The organism is Pseudomonas weihenstephanensis, from assembly GCF_016812185.1.
Lineage (GTDB): Bacteria > Pseudomonadota > Gammaproteobacteria > Pseudomonadales > Pseudomonadaceae > Aquipseudomonas > Aquipseudomonas weihenstephanensis.
In genome coordinates, this window is the sequence record NZ_JAAEBV010000001.1 from 973,717 (window position 1) to 995,663 (window position 21,947).

General features: G+C 55.8%; 16 protein-coding genes and 3 tRNA genes. 11 read left to right on the top strand and 8 right to left on the bottom strand.

Translation table 11 applies throughout. The features are described from left to right. Positions 1–70: 70 nt before the first annotated feature. Complete coding sequence (locus tag GYN01_RS04335; RefSeq protein WP_203306628.1) at positions 71–796, bottom strand: HugZ family pyridoxamine 5'-phosphate oxidase; 726 nt, start codon at positions 794–796, stop codon at positions 71–73. 156 nt (positions 797–952) lie between these two features. On the opposite strand from GYN01_RS04335, the gene GYN01_RS04340 reads away from it, so the two are divergent. Further along, on the top strand, positions 953–1,711 hold the full coding sequence (locus tag GYN01_RS04340) for an SDR family oxidoreductase (RefSeq protein ID WP_048362803.1): 759 nt from the start codon (positions 953–955) through the stop codon (positions 1,709–1,711). Positions 1,712–1,857: 146 nt separating this feature from the next. On the opposite strand, the gene GYN01_RS04345 is transcribed toward GYN01_RS04340, so the two are convergent. Further along, positions 1,858–2,871, bottom strand: a complete 1,014-nt coding sequence (locus tag GYN01_RS04345; RefSeq protein ID WP_048362802.1) for a DUF481 domain-containing protein — start codon at positions 2,869–2,871, stop codon at positions 1,858–1,860. Positions 2,872–3,036: 165 nt separating this feature from the next. Here GYN01_RS04345 and GYN01_RS04350 point away from each other — a divergent pair, with 165 nt between their 5' ends. The 4 genes from GYN01_RS04350 to GYN01_RS04365 all read left to right on the top strand — a co-directional run bounded on the left by GYN01_RS04350 (position 3,037) and on the right by GYN01_RS04365 (position 7,767). Further along, complete coding sequence (locus GYN01_RS04350; protein WP_203306629.1) at positions 3,037–3,390, top strand: MGMT family protein; 354 nt, start codon at positions 3,037–3,039, stop codon at positions 3,388–3,390. Between the two features lie 42 nt (positions 3,391–3,432). Further along, the gene (locus GYN01_RS04355) at positions 3,433–4,977 is read left to right on the top strand and encodes an AmpG family muropeptide MFS transporter (protein WP_048362800.1); all 1,545 of its coding nucleotides are present in this window, start codon (positions 3,433–3,435) and stop codon (positions 4,975–4,977) included. 103 nt (positions 4,978–5,080) lie between these two features. Beyond that, on the top strand, positions 5,081–6,796 hold the full coding sequence (locus tag GYN01_RS04360) for a proline--tRNA ligase (RefSeq protein ID WP_048401034.1): 1,716 nt from the start codon (positions 5,081–5,083) through the stop codon (positions 6,794–6,796). A gap of 17 nt (positions 6,797–6,813) precedes the next feature. After that, the gene (locus GYN01_RS04365; protein WP_203306630.1) at positions 6,814–7,767 is read left to right on the top strand and encodes a hypothetical protein; all 954 of its coding nucleotides are present in this window, start codon (positions 6,814–6,816) and stop codon (positions 7,765–7,767) included. Positions 7,768–7,804: 37 nt separating this feature from the next. Here GYN01_RS04365 and dinB read toward each other — a convergent pair whose 3' ends face one another. Continuing rightward, positions 7,805–8,872 carry a DNA polymerase IV gene (gene dinB / locus GYN01_RS04370; RefSeq protein ID WP_048362797.1) on the bottom strand — a complete coding sequence of 356 codons (1,068 nt, stop codon included), beginning with the start codon at positions 8,870–8,872 and terminating at the stop codon, positions 7,805–7,807. A 287-nt stretch (positions 8,873–9,159) separates the two neighbouring features. Here dinB and GYN01_RS04375 point away from each other — a divergent pair. The 5 genes from GYN01_RS04375 (at position 9,160) to GYN01_RS04395 (ending at position 13,949) form a co-directional block, all read left to right on the top strand. After that, positions 9,160–9,236 (top strand) — tRNA-Met (locus tag GYN01_RS04375). Between the two features lie 230 nt (positions 9,237–9,466). Further along, positions 9,467–9,543, top strand: a tRNA-Met gene (locus GYN01_RS04380). A gap of 147 nt (positions 9,544–9,690) precedes the next feature. Beyond that, positions 9,691–9,767 (top strand) — tRNA-Met (locus tag GYN01_RS04385). A gap of 259 nt (positions 9,768–10,026) precedes the next feature. Continuing rightward, a complete protein-coding gene (mprF, locus tag GYN01_RS04390) occupies positions 10,027–12,669 on the top strand; it encodes a bifunctional lysylphosphatidylglycerol flippase/synthetase MprF (protein WP_203306631.1) in 2,643 nt (880 codons plus the stop codon). Continuing rightward, positions 12,669–13,949, top strand: coding sequence for a virulence factor family protein (locus tag GYN01_RS04395; RefSeq protein ID WP_048401043.1), 1,281 nt, complete (start codon positions 12,669–12,671; stop codon positions 13,947–13,949). The genes mprF and GYN01_RS04395 overlap by 1 nt, the downstream gene beginning before the upstream one ends. Before the next feature lie 100 nt (positions 13,950–14,049). On the opposite strand, the gene GYN01_RS04400 is transcribed toward GYN01_RS04395, so the two are convergent. Further along, complete coding sequence (locus GYN01_RS04400) at positions 14,050–15,951, bottom strand: potassium transporter Kup (protein ID WP_048401047.1); 1,902 nt, start codon at positions 15,949–15,951, stop codon at positions 14,050–14,052. Between the two features lie 569 nt (positions 15,952–16,520). Between GYN01_RS04400 and GYN01_RS04405 the strand changes: the two genes are divergently transcribed. Beyond that, the gene (locus GYN01_RS04405) at positions 16,521–17,432 is read left to right on the top strand and encodes a DUF3800 domain-containing protein (RefSeq protein ID WP_203306632.1); all 912 of its coding nucleotides are present in this window, start codon (positions 16,521–16,523) and stop codon (positions 17,430–17,432) included. A gap of 251 nt (positions 17,433–17,683) precedes the next feature. On the opposite strand, the gene GYN01_RS04410 is transcribed toward GYN01_RS04405, so the two are convergent. The 4 genes from GYN01_RS04410 to GYN01_RS04425 all read right to left on the bottom strand — a co-directional run bounded on the left by GYN01_RS04410 (position 17,684) and on the right by GYN01_RS04425 (position 21,944). Next, positions 17,684–17,890: a hypothetical protein gene (locus GYN01_RS04410; RefSeq protein ID WP_203306633.1), complete on the bottom strand. Its 207-nt coding sequence runs from the start codon at positions 17,888–17,890 to the stop codon at positions 17,684–17,686. 108 nt (positions 17,891–17,998) lie between these two features. Then, a complete protein-coding gene (locus GYN01_RS04415; protein ID WP_203306634.1) occupies positions 17,999–20,005 on the bottom strand; it encodes an acyltransferase family protein in 2,007 nt (668 codons plus the stop codon). Between the two features lie 290 nt (positions 20,006–20,295). Further along, a complete protein-coding gene (locus GYN01_RS04420; RefSeq protein WP_203306635.1) occupies positions 20,296–21,267 on the bottom strand; it encodes a hypothetical protein in 972 nt (323 codons plus the stop codon). Continuing rightward, complete coding sequence (locus tag GYN01_RS04425) at positions 21,240–21,944, bottom strand: hypothetical protein (RefSeq protein WP_203306636.1); 705 nt, start codon at positions 21,942–21,944, stop codon at positions 21,240–21,242. The genes GYN01_RS04420 and GYN01_RS04425 overlap by 28 nt, the downstream gene beginning before the upstream one ends. Positions 21,945–21,947: the final 3 nt, after the last annotated feature.

Below are 21,947 nucleotides of genomic sequence, written 5' to 3' on the forward strand. Positions count from 1 at the left end.
AAATGATTCCTCTCCGGAAGAATATCTTCCAACCCCTCTTAGATGACGGCGCTTGGCGCTGAATTCAAGGTCAGGCTGGCTGTTTTTTCGGCCATTGGCTCGCACGCGCCAGAAAGACCAGAGCCTCGCGGGCTTGTGTCGGGTTGTTACAGACCTCTGGAAAGCCTAGCCAATAAAGACCGTCGCCGATGCGCAAATGCATGCCTTCACTGTCAATACCGACCAGCGCGGCGGGCACGGTTTGCGGTAAGCCGGCCAGTTCAACATAGTGCTGGATCGCATTGGCGTGGTCATCGTTCATGTGCTCGACCATGCGCACTTCAGCTTGACCGGCGAACGGGTTTGCCAACGTAACCTGATCGAGCCAGTGAATCGCGCCAAAACCGCCGATGTAACGATGACGAACGGGCTTGAGCACCCAAAAGTCAAAATCATGGGCCGTGTGGTAGCTCTGCGACTCAGGGAAATAGCGGTAGTAACGCTCGGCAGCCGCTTCAATCGCCTCAGGGTCAGTCAACTGCTCGGCTTCAGCCAGGCAGGTCAGGCGACCCACCGCCTGCACATCTTCAGCGCCCCGCTCGCCGACCATCAAGGAGCACTTGGGGTCTTTGCGCAGGTTATGGGTGTGCTGGGCAATCCGGCTGATAAGGATCAAGGGCCGCCCTTGCTCGTCCAGGCAATAGGGCACCACCGAGCCAAACGGGAAGCCCGGCATCGCCTTGGACTGGGTGGCCAGCGCTCCACGGTATTCCTTGAGCAGTAATTCTCGGGCATGCTTGACGGCTTCAACGCTCAACTTATGACTCCTTATAAAAAATCCGTCAAAAACGGACGAGTTCAGGGCATGTAGCACACCCGCGCTCAGGGCTATGTTTGATAGACGACCGCTCCCAAGGCGTTGATCAACGGCTGCGTAAGGAATCACACCGTTCAACTGCTGCCGAGGGCTGTCATGCAACTAAAAGACAAAGTAATCATTATCACTGGCGGTTGCCAAGGCTTAGGTCGGGCCATGGCAGAGTATCTGGCGGGCAAAGGGACAAAACTGGCGTTGATTGACCTCAACCCCGAGAAGCTCGAATTGGCAGTGGCGGCCTGTCAGGCCCACGGCGTCGAGGCCCGCGCATACCTGTGCAACGTGGCGGATGAAGAACAAGTCACACAAACCGTGTCACAAATTGCTGATGATTTTGGTGCGATCAACGGCCTCATCAACAATGCCGGTATCCTGCGTGACGGCCTGTTGCTCAAGGTCAAAGATGGCGTCATGAGCAAAATGAGCCTGGCGCAATGGCAAGCGGTGATCGACGTAAACCTGACCGGTGTTTTTCTGTGCACCCGTGAGGTGGCGGCCAAGATGGTAGAGCTGAGCAATCAGGGCGCGATCATCAACATCTCATCCATTTCGCGGGCCGGAAATGTGGGTCAAACCAACTACTCTGCCGCCAAAGCAGGGGTTGCCGCCGCCACCGTGACCTGGGCCAAAGAACTGGCGCGCTATGGCATCCGCGTGGCGGGTATTGCTCCGGGGTTTATTGAGACAGAAATGACCTTGGGCATGAAGCCCGAAGCGCTGGAAAAAATGACGGCATTTATTCCACTTAAGCGCATGGGCAACGTTGAAGAAATTGCCCATTCGGCGGCCTATATCTTTGAAAACGACTACTACACCGGGCGGATTCTTGAGCTGGATGGCGGGTTACGGATTTAACCCGCTGGGGGACACCGCACCTGTAAATGAGACGCGTGCTGCGGCAGGGCTGACGTTCAAGGTTGGAGGGGTTTGCGACGGCTTCGCCGCCGCACGCAGCCTCGCGTTGCTCGTCAGCGGCTACAGAGTGCTCGCTGTCGAGGCCCTTACCAGGTCACACCAAAGCCTGCGGTGTAGCGGGTTTTGTTGAGGGTGTTGTCACTGCCGCTGCCGCCACCAATCAGGTCTTTCTCGGCCTTGAGGTTGAGCGATGCCCATTCGGTGACTTTGTAGCGCAGGCCGATCTCGGCATCCAAGCTGTAATCCGCAGCACTGCCCAGCGGTTTACCCACCTCGCCATTGGTGAAGAGCGAAACCGTTTTACCCAACAAGTAACGGTTGTAATCCCACTTCATGGCCAGGGAGTAGAAATTGTCTTTTTTGCCATCCGAGTATTCGTAATCGGTACGGTTGAGCAAAGAACCCAAGGAAAACGAACCCAACTCATCATCCCAAAACTGGTAACCGGGACCTGTACCCACAGTGCGCTGGCGGGAGACGTCTTCTACTTTGTCGCGCTTGTAGGTCAAACGGCCCTGCCAATACCACTTTTCATCAATAAAGTGGTCGAGCGCGTATTCGGCGCTCCAGTTGTCTGTGGTCACAACGTCGTTCTGGAACTCGCGGTTGTATTCGCCTTCAGCATGGTGACGCCAAGACCCGTGACGCGCCGTGGTTTTGAAATCGATGTCGTAATCGTCGGTGTCTTTGTCTGCACGCTTGTAGTCCAGCGCCACATCTACATTGCCCTTCCAGACCAGGTCTTCAATCACCGGCTTGGGCTTGAGTATTTGCTGAATGCTGGCCAGCTCTACCGTTTTAGGCGCTTCCCCGTTGGCCAGAATAACCTTGCCGTCTTCAGCGGCTTTGAGTGACTTGGCCTTTTCGCCTGCGTAAGCATCTTGCTTGACCAGAAGCTCCTGATCGCTCTCCAGGGTTTTGACTTGTTTCCAGTCAATCGGAATGGCACCCGCATATTCCGTTTGAATGAGCAATTTGCCACCATCAAACACTTTGATTTTGCCGCTCAGGCGGTCACCGTTTTTCAACCAGACCGTATCAGCGAGCAAAGGCGTGGACACATTCAGGACAGCGAGGCATAACAAGGTTCTGGACAACATAAGCAGATGCGAAACTCAGATTTGCGAAAGAATGCCGGCATTATCCAGATGGATACGCCCCAGGCATAGAAAGACCGACTGAAAAGGTTGTAGTTCCTTCAGTATTCCAATTGACAGAAATGTCTTCATTTACATTTATAAGCAAAAAACATTAAGGCACTGGCGATGAATTCAGACTCTTGCGCCACTCAAACAGCCGCCGAGATTCGTCGTGAGGCGCTGTACTCCACATTAATGCAGGTCCCGGCCGGTTACGTTGTGACTTACGGCCAACTCGCCGCGCTGGCAGGCCTGGGCCGGGCCGCTCGCTGGGTGGGACGCACTCTCAGCCAACTGCCCGCAGCCTCGCGACTGCCTTGGCACCGCGTGCTGGCGGCTGGAGGACGTATCAGCTTGCCAGCAGGCAGCCCGTCGGGGGACGAGCAACGTGCGCGCCTGCGCACTGAGGGTTTAAGCATTATGAATAATCGTGTGGATATACAGCGTCATGGCTGGCGCCCGATAGAGCACTGCGGTTAGAGTGCGCCCTTTGTTTCCGTAACCTGAGGCAGACTCCAGCCCATGCCCCGTAAAACCTGGCGCGCCGCGCTCGCTGCCTATGCCAGCCCCTCGACTCTTGTGCTGTTGTTGCTCGGTTTTGCCGCCGGCTTGCCGTACATGCTGGTGTTCTCAACCCTTTCCGTGTGGTTGCGCGAAGCCGGTGTGGCCCGCGAAACCATCGGCTACGCCAGTCTGATTGGTTTGGCTTACGCCTTTAAATGGGTGTGGTCACCGCTGCTCGACCAGTGGCGCCTGCCTTTGCTCGGCAAACTGGGGCGGCGGCGTTCATGGCTTGTGTTGTCGCAATCGCTGGTGATCCTGGGCCTGATCGGCATGGGCTTCTGCGATCCGCAAAAACACCTTTCATGGCTGATTGCCATCGCGGTGATTGTGTCATTTGCCTCGGCAACCCAAGACATCGCCGTGGACGCCTATCGCCTGGAAATTGCAGAAGACAGCCGCCAGGCCGCTCTCGCCGCCAGTTATATGTCCGGCTATCGCGTGGCCGCGTTGCTGGCCACCGCGGGCGCTCTGTTTTTTGCCGAAGGCTTCGGCTCAACCGGCTTTAATTACAAACACTCGGCCTGGACAGGCACCTACGTGCTGTTTGGGGTGCTGATGGTCCCGGCCCTGCTGACCACATTCTTTATGCGCGAACCCCCGGTGCCTTTGCGCACCCAATTGTCGGCAGGGCGTTACAGTTTCGGCCATCAACTGGCGTCGGTTTTTGTGTTGATTGTGCTGCTGGTGTCGGTGCCCGCGATGTTTACGCAGCTCTACAACACCGACTTTGCGGGCGTCATGTTTGGGGACCTGAGCCCCACAGACCTGCTGCTCGAAGACCGCGCATTCTTGCGAGCGATTCTGTACACCCTGCTGACCGTGCTGTGCTTGTCGTCAATTGGACGACGCGGGCTGGCGCCTGTACTGACGCCAGTCAACGACTTTATCGTGCGCTATCGCTGGCAAGCCCTGTTGCTGCTCGGGCTGATTGCCACCTACCGCATGTCGGACACGGTAATGGGCGTGATGGCCAACGTGTTCTATATCGACCAAGGTTTCACCAAAGATCAAATCGCCGGCGTCAGCAAGATTTTTGGCCTGATCATGACCCTGGTGGGTGCCGGCATGGGCGGCTTGCTGATTGTGCGCTTTGGCATTTTGCCGATTCTGCTGATTGGCGGCGCGGCGTCGGCAGGCACCAACCTGCTGTTTATGCTGCTGGCGGATATGGGGCCGAATCTGCAGATGCTGATTGTCACGATTTCACTCGACAATTTCAGCTCGGGCCTCGCCACTTCAGCGTTCGTGGCCTACCTGTCGAGCCTGACCAACCTGAAGTTCTCGGCCACGCAATACGCCCTGCTCAGCTCGATCATGTTATTGCTCCCGCGCTTGATGGGCGGCTATTCGGGTGTGATGGTCGAAAAGTTCGGCTACCACACCTTCTTCATCATTACGGCCGTCATGGGCATACCAACGCTGCTGCTGATTAGCCTGCACTGGTATCAAGAGAGCCGTCGCGCTCGCTTGAATCCCCCCGTCGACCTCGAAAAAACCCCGTAAACACGAGGGGGAGCCTACCTCCCCCGCCTGGCCTGTACGCAAGCAACTCTCGCCCGTACAATGCCCAGTCATTTCTAGTCATCAGCAACGGCACCGGCTAACCATGCGCACCAGTCAATATTTGCTCGCCACACAGAAAGAAACGCCATCGGACGCGGTCGTTATCAGCCATCAGCTGATGCTGCGCGCCGGCATGATTCGCAAACTGGCTTCGGGCCTGTACACCTGGCTGCCGATGGGCCTGCGCATCATGCGCAAGGCCGAAGCCATTGTTCGCGAAGAGATGAACGCTGCCGGTGCTCTGGAAGTGCTGATGCCGAGCATTCAACCGGCTGAACTGTGGCAGGAGTCCGGTCGCTGGGAAGAGTACGGCCCTGAGCTGTTGCGCCTTAAAGATCGCCACGGTCGCGAATTCTGCGTGGGGCCGACCCACGAAGAAGTCATTACTGACCTGTGCCGCAACGAGTTGAACAGCTACAAACAGCTGCCTATCAACCTGTATCAGATCCAGACCAAATTCCGTGATGAGATCCGCCCACGCTTCGGCTTGATGCGCGGCCGCGAATTCATCATGAAGGACGCTTACTCCTTCCACGCTGACGAAGCGTCGTTGCAGGTCACTTATGACCGCATGCATCAGGCGTACTGCAACGTGTTTACGCGCCTGGGCCTCAATTTCCGCCCGGTTGAAGCCGACAACGGTTCTATCGGTGGCGCCGGCTCCCACGAGTTCCACGTATTGGCCGAGTCAGGCGAAGACGACATTGTTTTCAGCAACGGTTCGAGCTACGCGGCCAACATTGAAAAAGCCGAAGCCGTACCCACCGAGACTTCGCGCCCTGCTCCTGCACTGGAGCTGCGCCTGGTGGACACTCCAGACACCAAAACCATCGTGCAATTGGTCGAGGGCTACGACCTGCCGATCGAGAAAACCGTCAAGACCCTGATCGTTCACGCTGCCGAAGAAGGCAAGCTGATCGCCCTGGTCATCCGTGGCGACCACGAGCTGAACGAAATCAAAGCCTCCAACCACCCGCTCGTGGCCAGCCCGCTGGTCATGGCCGGTGACGCTGAACTGCGCGAGGCCATTGGTGCCGGTGCAGGTTCTTTGGGCCCGCTGAACTTGCCATTGCCGTGCATCATTGACCGCTCGGTCGAGCTGATGAGCGACTTTGCCGTTGGCGCCAACATCGACGACAAGCATTATTTCGGCGTGAACTGGGAGCGTGACCTGCCCGTCCCTACCGTTGCCGACCTGCGCAACGTGGTGGCTGGCGACCCTAGCCCGGACGGCAAAGGCACGCTGGAAATCAAGCGCGGCATCGAAGTCGGTCACATCTTCCAGCTGGGTACCAAGTACAGCGAAGCCATGAAGTGCCAGGTGCTGGGTGAGAACGGCAAGCCGGTCACGCTGAGCATGGGCTGCTACGGCATCGGTGTTTCGCGTGTGGTGGCAGCCGCCATCGAACAGAACAACGACGAGCGCGGCATTATCTGGAGCGATGCTCTGGCACCTTTCCAGGTTGCCTTGGTGCCACTGCGCTACGAAACCGAAGCGGTACGTGAAGCCACAGATGCCTTGTATGCCCAACTGACCGCCGCAGGCTTTGAAGTGCTGCTGGATGATCGCGACAAGAAAACCAGCCCGGGCATCAAGTTCGCGGACATGGAACTGATCGGCATCCCGCACCGCATCGTGGTCAGCGACCGTGGCCTGGCCGAAGGCAACCTTGAGTACAAGAGCCGCACAGAAGCAGAGCCGCAAGCCCTGCCTGTCGCTGACGTCCTCGCATTCCTTCAGGCACGTATCCGTCGCTGAACCCAGATAGAGACGCCATGTTCAATCGAAGTACCTTAACCCTCGGGGGCGCCGCCATGTGCGGCGCCCTGCTGTTGAGCGGCTGCGCCAATCACATGTCGCAACGCAGCGAGCACGAGGAGCGCATTGAGCGCAAATTGCTCTCCCACAGCTTACAAATCGATGTGGGCTCACCGTCTGTGCTTGAGCTGCCGCAACGCCGTGTGCGCATCAATGAACAAAAGACCTTTGAGGTCACTGAGTTCGATGTTACCCGGCGCTATGACCGCTACACCCCCTACCAACCCTGGCGAGAAATCTACGAGGTACCACTGGGAGCTGTAGCGGTTGTGGCAGGTGTGGGCGCCAATGTGCTGAACATCTTCATGTTTGGGCAACTGCCAGACAGTGTCACCAGAGACTGGCTCAGCTATGGCGTCGACGGCCTGAACCCGGCCATGAATGTGCAATCCAACGGCCGTGCGCAGCAGAACCTGGCAGGCATTGAAGACGTTCAGCGCGAATCGCGCCTGGAATATTCCAGCCTGCCGTGGGCCGAGCGTCCCGTGGTGGTGACCGCAGGCACCCAACACCATGAGCTGACCACTGACCGTAATGGCGTGCTGCGCCTCAATTTGCTGGACAGCCCGTTTGCCGAACAAGATCTCAATCACATCGGCAAGCTGACGATCACCGTAGAAGACGCGCAGGACGAAACTCATTCGGATTCAACCCTGTCGGTAAGCAGCAACCTGCGAGGCAAACTGCTGGAAGCGCACAACCTGATTTACGACGACCTGGAGGGTGATGACGTCAGCCAATGGGTGCATCGGGTTAAACGCTTGTCTGAACTGGGGCTGGAAGAAGAAGCCAGCGAGCTGGAGCAGAGCCTGATCGAACTCACGCGTAATGATCCTGAATTACAGCGCGAATTCCTTCAGTCCTTGACCAAAAACGCCGGGCGCCTGGTGGCAGATCCGGGGGTTAGCTGACATACAAGCCATCCGTAGCGGCCGCCCAAGGCTGCGGCTACGGGCGCGCGCCGAACAGTTCCAATTGCTCAAATCCGGTGCTCAAATCCTGTAAACGCACCCCCAGCCCGAGCAATCGAACGGGCTTGGCTCCTCGTGCGAACGCCTGACTCATCAGGCTTTGATAGCTTTCCACGTCCCGCCCTGCACCCGACTGCTCAAGAGTCGTTTGGGTGAAGTCATGAAACTTCACTTTGACGAACGGTTTGCCCGGGCGATAACTGGCATCGAGCCGACTGATGCGCCCATTGAGGGTATCGAGCAGTTCAGGGATTTTTTCCAGGCATGCGGCAAGATCCGGCAAGTCCACATCGTAGGTGTTTTCGACACTGACCGACTGACGACGACTGTCGCTGTGCACCAAGCGCTCATCAATCCCCCGCGCCAACCCCCAAAGTCGCTCACCGAAACTGCCGAATTCACGCACCAACGCCATTTTTTTCCAGTCGCGCAAATCAAGGCAGGTTTCAATCCCCAGTCGCGCCAGCTTGTCAGCCGTGACTTTGCCCACCCCGTGCAACTTGTTTACAGGCAGTGCCGATACAAAATCGTCCACTTGGTCAGGGGTGATGACGAACAAACCATTGGGCTTGCGCCAGTCACTGGCAATTTTGGCCAGGAATTTGTTTGGCGCCACGCCCGCTGAGACGGTGATATGCAACTGATTAGAGACCCGGCGCCGAATATCTTGCGCGATACGCGTTGCACTGCCTGCAAAATGCGGGCTATCCGAGACATCCAGATAAGCTTCGTCCAGCGACAGCGGCTCAATGAGCTCGGTGTAATCACGCAAGATGCCGTGTATTTCCCTGGACGCCTCTTTATAAGCGTCCATGCGGCCGTGGACAATCACCAGATCCGGGCACAGCTTAAGGGCATGCCGGGATGACATCGCCGAGCGCACGCCGTAAGCCCGCGCTTCATAGTTACAGGTAGAGATCACGCCGCGTCGATCGGCCGAGCCGCCGACCGCCATAGGCTTGTTTGCCAGGCTCGGATCATCACGCATCTCGATGGCGGCATAGAAACAGTCACAGTCGACGTGGATGATTTTTCGCTGCGTCATGTAGGCCGGCGTTCTTTCCGAGGTGAAGTAAAGCGGATCGCCAGTATGTCACCCTGAACTGTATATAGCACCAGTAGTCTTAATACTCCCCGACCAGCGTGGGAATTTTACGCTTAATTTATTTTTCTAATCGAAATCACTCCCCTGATAGAGCCTAAACCCTTGCGCCGCGGGCTCTGTGACGCTTTTTATAGCTGCATTTATCAGCTAACCAATTGAACCAAAAGGTTTTTCCGTAAATTAACGTTTGACAGCAAAGCCTATCGCTGTAGAATCCACCCCACAGACGCGGGATGGAGCAGTCTGGTAGCTCGTCGGGCTCATAACCCGAAGGTCGTCGGTTCAAATCCGGCTCCCGCAACCAAACATCGAAAAAGGCTACTCGAAAGAGTGGCCTTTTTTGTGCGCGTGCGTTTTATGCAATGAAACTTGCTGACCATCATTTGCACTGGCAACCCCATTGAAGCCTGCGGCAGTGACGACCAAGTCCGCGCCCTGCTTTGAGGTTGAAATCTGCGCATGCGACCTAATTCATTGTTTTTACGTATTAAAGTTTGACACTTCGGCGTATCGCTGTAGAATCCGCCCCACAGACGCGGGATGGAGCAGTCTGGTAGCTCGTCGGGCTCATAACCCGAAGGTCGTCGGTTCAAATCCGGCTCCCGCAACCAAACATCGAAGAAGGCTGCTCGAAAGAGCGGCCTTTTTTGTGCGTGTGTGTTTTTGCTGACCCGCCACCTGAAAGTTGTTTATTTCGACCGCACGGTCAATTAAGCGTTGACACATCTTCTTTCAGCTGTAGAATGCGCCCACACAGACGCGGGATGGAGCAGTCTGGTAGCTCGTCGGGCTCATAACCCGAAGGTCGTCGGTTCAAATCCGGCTCCCGCAACCAAACATCGAAAAAGGCTACTCGAAAGAGTGGCCTTTTTTGTGTGCGCTCGAAAAGTACCTCGCATGCGTTTATTGACAATAAACGGCATATTTCTGAGAGTGCGTGCAGCTATCCCCTGGCGCAGCAACTACCTTCTTTTCACCTCGTCAACCTGAACCTCAGGCAAACAACTGAAAGTATTTCAAAATATTTTAGCCAAAAGGATTGGTAACTTGAGTCTATGCCTCCATCCTATCGCGCACGATCCACGAGGTGATTGATGCCCGATAACTCGCCACTCCCCAAAGACACCGTTACAGCAGCCCACCCGATTGCCGCGACCCGCTTGCGCTGGCTGGATTTGCTGAGCAAGTACCGTCAACCCATCGGGCTGGTGCTCACCTTGCTGCTGTTTGCGATAGCCCTGATTGCATGTCGCCATCTACTCAGCGAACTTGACCTGTACGCACTGCACGACTCCATTCTTGAGGTGCCCAAGCCCGCCCTCTTCGGCGCTGTGGCTGCCACGGCTGTCGGGTTTCTGATCCTGCTCGGGTATGAATGGTCTGCGAGTCGCTACGCGGGGGTCAAACTGCCTCCCAAAACCTTGGCACTTGGCGGCTTCACCGCCTTTGCCATTGGTAACGCCATCGGCCTGTCGCTGCTGTCCGGTGGCTCGGTGCGCTACCGCTTATATGCACGCCACGGTGTCGGCGCCTCGGAAGTGGCACACATGACGCTGTTCGCCAGCCTCTCTTTAGGCTGCGCGTTACCGCCCCTGGCAGCGCTCGCAACATTAAGTAATTTGCCCGCAGCTGCAGCCGCCCTGCACATTCCCGCCTATTTATTGGGTGCGATTTCTTTCGCGGTGCTGGCACTGTTCGGCTTGTTGGCACTGGGCATTTATCGTCGCCGGCTGCCCGAACAACCGATACCGGACAACTTGCTGGTCAAGGCTGGCCGACGCACCCTGCGCCTGCCGAGCCCACGCCTGACGCTCCTGCAACTGGTGATCACTGCCCTGGACGTGGCCGCAGCCGCCACCGTGCTGTATTTGTTACTGCCCGAAGCGCCCCCGTTTGGCGCTTTCATGCTGGTTTATCTGCTGGCGCTGGCCGCAGGCGTGTTGAGTCATGTACCCGGCGGCGTGGGTGTATTTGAGGCCATATTGCTCGCTGCCTTTGCCGACAAGCTTGGGGCTGCGCCGTTGGCCGCCGCTTTGCTGCTGTACCGCATGATTTACGTGATTCTGCCGCTGCTGGTCGCGTGCCTGATGCTGCTGATCAACGAAGCCCAGCGCCTGATTCAAACCCGCCAAAGTCTGCGCGTCGCTTCCGGCCTTGCGGCTCCGATCCTTGCGGTGCTGGTGTTCATGTCGGGCGTGGTGTTGCTGTTCTCGGGGGCGACCCCTGAAATCGACACCCGCCTTGAACACATCGGCTTTCTTATCCCGCACCGCCTGATTGATGCCTCACACTTTGGCGCCAGCCTGATTGGCGTGCTGTGCCTGTTGCTGGCTCAAGGCTTGCGTCGACGCTTGTCGGCGGCGTGGATGCTGACCACCATTTTGCTGCTGGTGGGTGCCGTGCTGTCGCTGCTCAAGGGCTTTGACTGGGAAGAAGCGTGCATTCTGGCACTGACCGCCAGCCTACTGGCGCTGTTTCGCCGCTCGTTCTATCGCCCCAGCCGTTTGACTGAACTGCCCTTCTCTCCCCTGTACCTGGTCGCCAGCCTCTGTGTGCTGGGCGCCTCGATCTGGTTGCTGCTGTTTGCCTATCAGGACGTGCCTTACAGCCATCAGCTGTGGTGGCAATTCACCCTGGATGCCGACGCGCCACGCGGGTTGCGCTCATTGCTGGGCGCCGCCGTGGTGTTGGTGATCATTTCGCTGACCTGGCTGCTGCGCACCGCCCGGCCCGTCATCCACCTGCCGGATGCCGAGGAACTGGCACGCGCCGAGAAAATCCTCCTGGCGTCCAACCAACCCGACGGCGGCCTGTCCCTGACCGGCGATAAAGCCTTGCTGTTCCACCCGCACGACAACGCATTTTTGATGTACGCCCGCCGTGGCCGCAGCCTGGTGGCCTTGTACGACCCGATTGGGCCGAACCAACAACGTGCCGAGTTGATCTGGCAGTTTCGCGACCTGTGCGACACCTATCACGCGCGCCCGGTTTTTTATCAGGTTCGCGCTGAAAACCTGCCGTTTTATATGGATATCGGCCTGACCGCGATCAAGCTGGGCGAAGAAGCCCGCGTCGATTTGCATCGCTTTGATCTCGACGCCAAAGGCAAAGAGATGAAGGACCTGCGTTACACCTGGAACCGCGGTACTCGTGACGGTCTGTCACTGGAGATTCACGAACCGGGTGAAGCACCGATGGATGAATTGAAGGTGATTTCCGATGCCTGGCTCACGGGCAAGAACGTGCGCGAAAAAGGCTTCTCGCTGGGACGATTCAGCGAGGACTACATCAAGCATTTTCGTGTGGCGATTATTCGTTTCGAAGGTAGACCGGTGGCTTTCGCCAACTTGCTGGAGACTCACAGCCACGAATTGTCGAGCCTTGACCTGATGCGCGCTCACCCCGATGCGCCGAAGTTGACCATGGAATTCATGATGGTCGGCCTGATTCAACATTATAAGAAGCACGGATATGCCCGTTTCAGCCTGGGGATGGTGCCGTTGTCTGGCTTGCAACCGCGCCGGGGCGCACCGCTGACCCAGCGTTTGGGATCGATGTTGTTCCAGCGCGGCGAGCACCTGTACAACTTCCAGGGGTTGCGCCGTTTTAAAGACAAATTCCAGCCTGACTGGGAACCTCGTTATATGGCCGTGCCTGCCGGACTTGATCCGCTGGTCGCACTGGCTGATACCGCCGCCCTGATTGCAGGCGGCTTGACTGGATTGGTGAAACGTTAATGAAACATCGTTCCTGGCGGTTTTTGCTGGTCACTCTGGTGGTGTTGGTCGCGCTGGTGGCAGGCGGCTATTGGGCATGGAACCGCCCCGCTCCTGAGCCCACAATTGAACACATCAGCCAAGCCGACGGCTCGACGCTGACCAAAGTTATCCCGGGCCAGAAAGCCCGCGCCCAAGTGGTCATCGCCGTACCTGCCGAAGAAGCGCTCAACGATAAGCAATTACTGGCGTTGAGCCGCGGCGGCGCCGCTCAGTTGGCGCAGGTCATCCTGCCCAAAGAGGACTGCACCTTGCAGCAGCAAGCGCTGCAGAACGCACTCGCACAACTCAAAGGCCCGGCCACGCTGGTCAGTGGCATAGGTCCCGGTGCAACGTTGGCCTGGCGCTGGCTGGCCGGGCAAACCAACGACAAAGCGCAAGCGGTGTCAGTGGGCTTCAAGCTGGAAGAGCCGGGATGCGCCCTGCCCGTGCCAAAGTCGGCTGCCCACGGCAACTGGCTGGTGGCCTGGAACGACAACCCTGACGATCCAAGCGCTGCGTTCGTACGCGATCAGGGCAATGCACAGACCAGCATCAGCGACTACGACATCCATTTGCCGCAAGTGCTGAGCAATGAACTGCGCAAAATCCTGGTGGGCAATGAAAACGGTGGACTGAGCATGCCGGTGGTCGAAGTCCCGGCCGGTCAGCAAAACAATACCGTTACGCTGTTTTTGTCGGGTGATGGCGGCTGGCGTGACCTGGACCGTGACGTGGCCGGTGAAATGGCCAAGATCGGCTACCCGGTGGTGGGTATCGACATGCTGCGCTACTACTGGCAGCACAAAACCCCGGAGCAAAGTGCTACCGACCTGACAGAACTGATGCAGCACTACCGCCAGAAATGGGGCACCCAGCGTTTTGTGCTGGTCGGCTACTCGTTTGGTGCTGATGTGCTGCCTGCCACCTACAACCGTCTACCCGAAGCCGAGCAAAAGCGGGTAGATGCCATTATGTTGCTCGCATTTGCCCGCAGTGGCAGTTTTGAAATCCATGTGGATGGCTGGCTGGGTAAAGCGGGTGCAGAAGCCGACACGGGCGAAGAAATGTCAAAACTGCCGGCAGCCAAAGTCGTGTGTATTTATGGCGAAGAGGAAGTTGACGAAAGCGGCTGTACGGCCAAAACAGCAGTGGGCGAAGGCTTGAAGCTACCGGGCGGCCATCACTTCGACGAGAACTACCCGGCACTGGCGCAACGGCTGGTCGACCTGATCAAGAAACACCAGGCCGTAGCCGAATAACCCGATGCAAGCGGTGCGCAGACGTCCATGACGGGTGCGTTTTACAACGGCTGCACAACAAAAAGCCCGACCTCTCACAAGGCCGGGCTTTTTTATCAGGCTACATCTCGACCTGGGTTCCCAGCTCGATCACCCGGTTTACCGGCAGCTTGAAGAAGCGCAGGTTGCCGTTGGCGTTTTTGAGCATGAAAGCAAACAGCCCTTCGCGCCAACGCGCCATGCCCACCAGTTTTGAAGGGATCACTGTCTCGCGACTGAGGAAGTAGGTCGTGCGCATCGGACTGAAATCCAGCTCGTCCAGATGGCACAGCTTCAACGCTTGCGGTACATCCGGCTCATCCATAAAACCAAAATGCAGAATCACCCGATAGAAGCCATCACCGTAAGCATCCACCTCAAAGCGTCGCTCAGCTGGCACCCGTGGCGAGTCTTCGTTGACCACCGTCAGCAACACCACTTGCTCATGCAGGACCTGGTTATGCAGCAGGTTATGTAACAGCGCGTGGGGTACAGCGTCTGGGCGGGCAGTCAAAAACACAGCGGTACCCTGCACACGGTGCGGCGGTTGCACGCGAATGCTGCTAATAAACAGCGGCAGCGGCAAGGCGCTTTCGTCGAGGCGATCAACCAACAACTGTTTACCGCGACGCCAGGTGGTCATCAGTACAAACAGCACAATACCCGCCAACACCGGAAACGCCCCGCCCTGGAAGATTTTCGGCACGTTGGCCGCAAAAAACAGGCCATCCACCAGCAGAAAACCGGCCAAAATGGGCACCGTTAAAATCGGTGGCCACTTCCACAGCAACAACATCACGGCCGACACCAAAATACTGGTGATCAACATGGTGCCGGTCACCGCCACGCCGTAAGCCGATGCCAGCGCGCCCGAGGACTCAAAGCCCAACACCAGCAAAATCACCCCCACCATCAACGACCAATTCACGGCGCCGATGTAGATTTGGCCCTGTTCGGCGCTGGAGGTGTGCTGGATGTGCATGCGCGGGATGTAACCCAACTGGATCGCCTGGCGGGTCAAGGAAAACGCCCCGGAAATTACCGCTTGCGATGCAATCACCGTGGCCAGCGTGGACAGCACCACCAACGGGATCAGCGCCCAGCTGGGGGCCAGCAGATAGAACGGGTTACGCGCAGCGTCCGGGTTTTCGAGCAGCAATGCGCCTTGTCCAAAGTAGTTAAGCGCCAGCGCAGGCAACACCAAAATGAACCACGCCCGTGCAATCGGCTTGCGACCAAAGTGCCCCATGTCGGCGTACAACGCCTCGGCCCCGGTCAAGGCCAGGACCACGGCGCCCAAAATGGCCACGCCCATGCCAGGGTGCGACACAAAAAAGCGCACGCCCCAAACAGGGTTCAGCGCGTTAAGGACTTCAGGGTGCTGGGCTATCCCGTGAATGCCCAGCCCGCCCAATACCAGAAACCACACCACCATCACCGGGCCAAACAGCTTGCCAATGCTGGCAGTACCGTGGCGCTGAATCAGAAACAGCAGCACCAGCACCACCAACGCGAGGGGCACTACCCAGTGGTCCAGGCCATCAAACGCCAGCTCAAGCCCTTCAACCGCGGATAGAACCGAGATCGCCGGGGTGATCATACTGTCACCGTAAAACAACGATGCGCCGATCAACCCCAGAATCACCAGCACCGAACGCAATTTGGGATAAGGCGAAGCGGCTCGGCGAGCCAGCGCGGTCAAGGCCATAATGCCGCCTTCGCCCTGGTTATCGGCGCGCAGGATGAACAGTACGTATTTGATCGACACGACCCAAATCAGCGACCACAGAATCAGCGCCAAAATGCCGAACACACCGTCGTGGTTGACCTGCACCCCATAACCGCCGGAAAACACCTCTTTGAGGGTGTACAACGGGCTGGTACCAATGTCGCCGTAAACCACCCCGACCGCCGCAACCAGCATCCCAATCGGCTTGGCTTTTGAATGCCCGCCTTCTGCCGCCTGACTACTTGCCTGCCCCATCAACCACTCCTACAACTCTAGACCGCTGTTCTTAATGGCGAGCGCTACGCTTGCTCGGCAGCATGCGCTGATTGTCTGACTGTTATCTACGAAAATTCATAGTTTAGAAACCCTACTTTCGCGACGGCGCGCAGCATAGCGCAGCACTCGTCGTAAATCCCCGCATAACGCTGGTCAAGTGCGTTGACCATAGCTAAAATCACGCACTTTTTTTCATTAGAGGCGCATCAAGCGCCCGTTCGTCGTGCAGCCTTTACGGGCATGTAACGTCACTACATACCGAGGTTCGCCATGTCCACCGTTACCAAGCCTGCCAACCCCAAGGTTGGTTTTGTTTCCCTGGGTTGCCCTTAAGATTATCAATCTACACTTTGAAATTTTCCGTCGTATCTGTGTTGAGGAAATGGTCCGCAAGGTTCTGCAAGTATTGACAAGCACAATCGACAGTCTCAATATGCGCGCACAGCCGTCGAACGGTTGACCTAAGTGTCGGTTAAATCCGATGCAACATACTGCGAAAGCAGACCACAGCCACCCTTGAGGTGGCTGTTCTATTTCTGGGGTTCGGTATGCACATTTGCTACATCGACGAATCTGGCGATTCCCAACAAATCCGCAGCGACATCGACGACAAGCAGCCGATGCTGGTCGTCGCGGGCCTGTTTGTGGACGCCCAACGTATCAGCCGCATTACTGATGAATTCATCAGCCTCAAACGCCAGTTCTACCCCAAACTTTTCAAGAACGAGAAGCACGCGCTCAACGTGCTTCTCAAAGAAATTAAGGGGTCTGATCTCAGAAGTGATATCAGACGCCATCCTGCAGGCCATCCATTCGCAGAACACCATTTCAAGTTCATCGATGGTGTGCTTAGGATCTGCAAAACCCACAACATCAAGCTGGTGGCACGGGTGTGGGTCAAACAATACGGCGTAGCGCTCGAAGACCGATCTATCTACACCATCACTGCTCAGAACATAGCAAAGCGATTCCAGCATTTCCTGATTGATCAAGAATCTCGGGGGATGATCATTGCCGACTTCCGCGACCCCGCACGCAATCGTTACGTGGCCCACTCAATCTTCACCCAAAAACACAAGCTTGGGAAAGGTGGTGATGCTTACCCGTCAATTGAAGAGGCCGCCGTATTCGGCATCAGCGACAATCACGCATGCCTGCAAATTGCAGATCTTATTTGCTCGACCATCTTGTACCCGATTGCAGGTCGCACTGTCTGCGCAGGCCCCTTCAACAACGTCCATACGCACTCCAACTATGACGCGATTGTTCAGCGATACTCGCGACGAATCAGCGCTATGCAATATCACTGCGCTGAGAATGGCCAAAGACGCTGGGGAATTACAGTCGACGACCCCCACGGCCGTCGGACCTCGATCTTTCCTCAATCGCAGCCCGCTGCGCGCGCACCTATTGTTGTAGCTCCTCCGCTACAGGCCAGCTCTAATGATGGGGTCTTATAAATTGCATCGTGCAATGCTGTGCAGTCTACGGTAGCACCGAAGCCAGTCGCAGCCCTTGTAACCAATGGGCTGCGCCAATATCGGCGGGTGCGGACAAGTTTGATGACGCTGCAGAAACATACCGCCTCCAAAATAGAAAACCTACCGAAAACGGAGTTTTATAATTTTTCGTCCAATGAATCCGGGGACTTCGCCGCTACGCCCTCCGCGTTCGCTCTGAGCACCTCAGTGCAACCGCGCTGCACTTCTCTTCAAAACTTTGCATTCTGTGCAATTCCCGATCGGCTGCAGCCCCCCATGGCCCGCCTAGGCTGCAGGTTCGTTTGCACTACACCCGGATTTGCACAAAAAAAGGATACAAGGCCCGTCGGCGGGAGGGGGATAAGTGCTTTTTTCTCCAGATTTTTATTTCCTAAATTATTTTTATAAACAAACTCGCAATCAAAGGCTTGCGTCACTGACTGCTCCTTACAACTTTACGACAGATGTTAAAAAGCCCTCAATTGAGGGCTTGGGACTGTCAGAATGTGTATGGAAACTTACACCTAAGGCACAGCATCAGTTCATTACTGGACTGCACCACCAGCCGCATGCCCAGCTACCTTTTTAAACATAGGAACCAGCATTTGGCTGCCTCGCTCATTTAGATGATCGTCATCAAAATAAATCGGCAGTCCGCCTACATCTCCCCAACATGTTTTCTCTTCGCACAAGAATGGTACTGGGTCGAGAATTTTAGCTCCGCACTCTTTCGCAGCCAAATCAAGGGTTTCTAGAGCAAATGCATTTCGTTTGTTGTACTGTTCTCGCGAGACTGAGATCCGTGTTGGCACATGAAACATCATTGAGCGCCCCATACTCATAGGGACGTTGAACCCTTGCTCCGGCACAGGACGCACGATATAAACCTCTCTATCCTTAGAAAGTTCACAAACCATTTTCAGAACACCCTCTCTCATTTTAGTCGGGTATTCGTTACTTTTAAAATTCACCCCTTCGAATCCAAATAAAGAAATTAAATTCATTAAAGGCGGGTCAACCTCATTAGGCCCATATAAGTAAACCGAAAATCTATTGACCAAAACGACAGGCACATTGCTTGGCAACGTCTTAGCTTCTTTCAAAACCCAAGTCAGAAAATTTTCACACTTATGCTTTACAATGCTGCTATGTATCCCGATAGCAAGAGGACAAGCATTTGCAGTCCATTGAAGCACATCACCGCTCCCAATCGCGGCCTTAAATGAGGTCACCAGAGAGGATGAGTGGCTATCTCCAATCATTACAGCCTTGATAACACCGTCGGTCCCATACGTGCAATTAGGTACGGGTTTATCCTTAGAGCTAGTTCCGGAAGCTTGGGATGCACATTCTTCCAAACGCGGATTCTTATTAAGTGCTTCGGCGAAAATAGCATTTGTCTCCGATGATACGCGGCCAGGAAAACCATCCTGCCAGCGAACCAAAGCACCAAGCGCGCCGACTATCAAAACCCCTAACAACAATAAAACAAACGAAATGAATATAGGCCGTTTCGATAGATTTATACGCGTTGGCGTTTCAACGTAGCGATAGGACAGCCACCCCAAAAGCAAAGTTAAAACCAGTCCAAATGCAACTCCCAACATGTGGCCTTTGAAATTCAGAAAGACCAGCATGACTGCAATCGGCCAGTGCCACAGATATAGAGAGTATGAGCAATCACCTAACCACTGGGCCAGCTTAGTACCCGTCCACCAAGAACCTTGTCTTGCAGCGATTAAAACCAGTACCGTTCCCATTACAGGAATCAGTGCTCGCCAGCCCGGCCACTGGCTGGTCTGATCAAAAATAACGACAGATGCCATTATCAAAATAAAGCCAAATCCTTCAATCATCCTTCTAATGATTGAGGACATTGCAATATTGTTGGCCCACAAATAAACCACCCCACCAGCAAGAAGCTCCCAGGCTCTAGTTTTGATGAGATAGAATGCGATCAAAGGTTTATGCGGAGTCATCTTGACCGACCAATACAGCGACAACAAAAGGCCGATAACAATCAAGGTCTTCAATGATGAGATTTTAGGGCGAAACTTCCAAGCACCCAACATAACCAGCGGGAGAACTAAATAGAACTGCCACTCAACCGAAAGCGACCAAGTATGTAGTAATAAATTCTCGTGGGACGATACATCGAAATACCCCGACTCACGACTAAATTTTATATTCGAGAAAAAACCTAAGGCACTAATAACATATGCGCCAAGGGTATGATATTCCTGAGGCAGTAAAACCAGCCACCCCAGCGCAAGAACAAATAGACACAGGACTATCAAAGCAGGAAGAATGCGTTTAGCCCTAGAGACATAAAACTCAAGCACTGAAAATCGCTTGCCTGAAATCAGTGAATCAGTTAAGCCTCTCACGATTATTCCAGTCATTAAATAACCAGATATCACGAAAAATATGTCTACCCCTACAAAACCTCCTGAAAAGCCAAAAATACCAAAATGGTACAAAATTACCGAGACTACTGCCCAAGCACGCAACCCATTGATATCAGCCCTGAAGTTGCTCTTCTTAATATCCATGTTGTTCCATATCTAAATCTCAAAATCCACCACCCTGGCCGACAGGGCTTATTAAAATTCAAGGGATTACTTGCGCACAAACAACCCTTATTCAAAAAAATACCGCACTACTGAACAGCGCGGCATAAAACATCTATCTTTCGTTACTGCTTTATCACCCCACTCAGGGTGTACAAAATTAATTTTAGTAGCAACGATTTAAGTACATCATTCCATGATTGATGTGATTTTGCCAGCATCCCCAACGAATCTAAGTCCCCCGTTGTGTGCAGACTAAAACGTTTCAGGACTTATAACGTAATAGGTTTTAACTGGCCCACTAACAAGGTGGCCTTACCGGCGTTTGATGTGAACACCGCTGCATTCGCCGGCACTGGTGTCGGCCCATGGGTATGGCTAGCCAGTTGCACATTCATCTCCTGCACCAAATCCAGCAAATCACACACCACCTGGAACAGGTTCACGCTTTCCGATCCGATCCAGTTTTGGGGAGCCACCCACCGTTGGCTAACGCCTGCCACGCTCTTACGCAGCCCTTCGATCCGCTCCTGCATGTCGCCACCCACCGTGGCGTTGTGCTTCTGCCCCACGACCATGTTGAAGTCCCGGCCGGTCGCTTGGTGCAGATCATCCACTGCCGCCAGGCTCGCAGATCCGCCCGATAGCAGCTTGAGCGCGCCCAGGGCTTCTATTTTCTTGATCCCGCCCACTGACTCGGTTGAATGATCGTCCACCGTCCTAATGTGGTTCTGGAACGTCTCGGTGTTATCTAGGGCTTCCACTTCGCGCTCGATCGCTTTGTCCTGGATCTTGCCATCGGTTTGGCGCAGCCAGTTGCCGTCGGCGTCGACCCGTTGCTGGCACGCTTCGCTGTGCTGCCAGACCTGATCCCCTTTCGGGACTTTGGGCATGCTCAGGCCGTGCGGGAGGATGGTTTGGATGTAAGGCTTGTGCGGCAGGCCGTAGGCGAAGCACACCACGACTTGGGTGCCTTCCTCGGGGAAGGCGTAGATGCCCATTTCCTCGCCGCCTGTAGGCAATGGCAGCGGGACTCCGGCCAAGATTGGCAGTTGGGTGTCTGGCTCGCCGTCTGGCCCCATGACCTCGATGTCGACCGCGTAGCGCGGGCGGAAGTCGTCGCAGATCCCGGCGCCGCTCGGGGCATCAGCCACGGCGACCACGCGGGCGAAGCGTGGCAGGTGGTAGCCGCCAGTGAGTTCAGGGAATTGTCGTTCTACGCTGCGGCGGATTGCATCGTCCATCGGATGGCCATCTGGTTGTCGACGAGGGCCACACTGGTGATGCGCTCGCCTTGGTTGATTGTTGCACCTGGTCGCAACCCGGGAAGGGCCGCGATCATGGCGCTTTGATTGCCCTGGTAGCCGTCGAACAGCTCCGCAGGCAGTTGCAGCGGCGCTCGCACACCAAAGAAGCTGTCAGCCCAACTGCCCACGAACACTTCGCCGTCGCCCTGTTGCTGCCAGATAAAGTCGGGGATGTTGAAAACGCGGGCCATGCTGTCCAGCGCCTGATAGCCCGCCGCAAGGCTGTAGAAAAACGGCGCTTTCACGCTGGCATAGGCTTGTTCCGGCACACGAAAGCGCAGGCCGGTGTGCTGGCTGATTTCGGTCAGTACGTCGCGCAGATCGACGTGACGCAGGTTCAACGGCAGCGGTCTGGCCAGGATGGCGGCCATCTCGCGGCAGTACAGCACCTGCTCCACGCGATTAGCCGCGGTGCAGCGCTCGACGTAGCCGATAAAGTGCCGCTGTAGCGTGCGCTCGTTGTAGCCGATGTCGAGTGTGACCAGCCCCCTGACGGGGGCTTGGGCTTGAATGGTGAAGGTGGCCCGGCCGGGGCTTTTGAGATCCAGTCGCACGTCGTCTTTGACCAGTTCCACCCGTTCGCCGTTGATGCTGAGGATTTTGTGCAGTTTCATCGG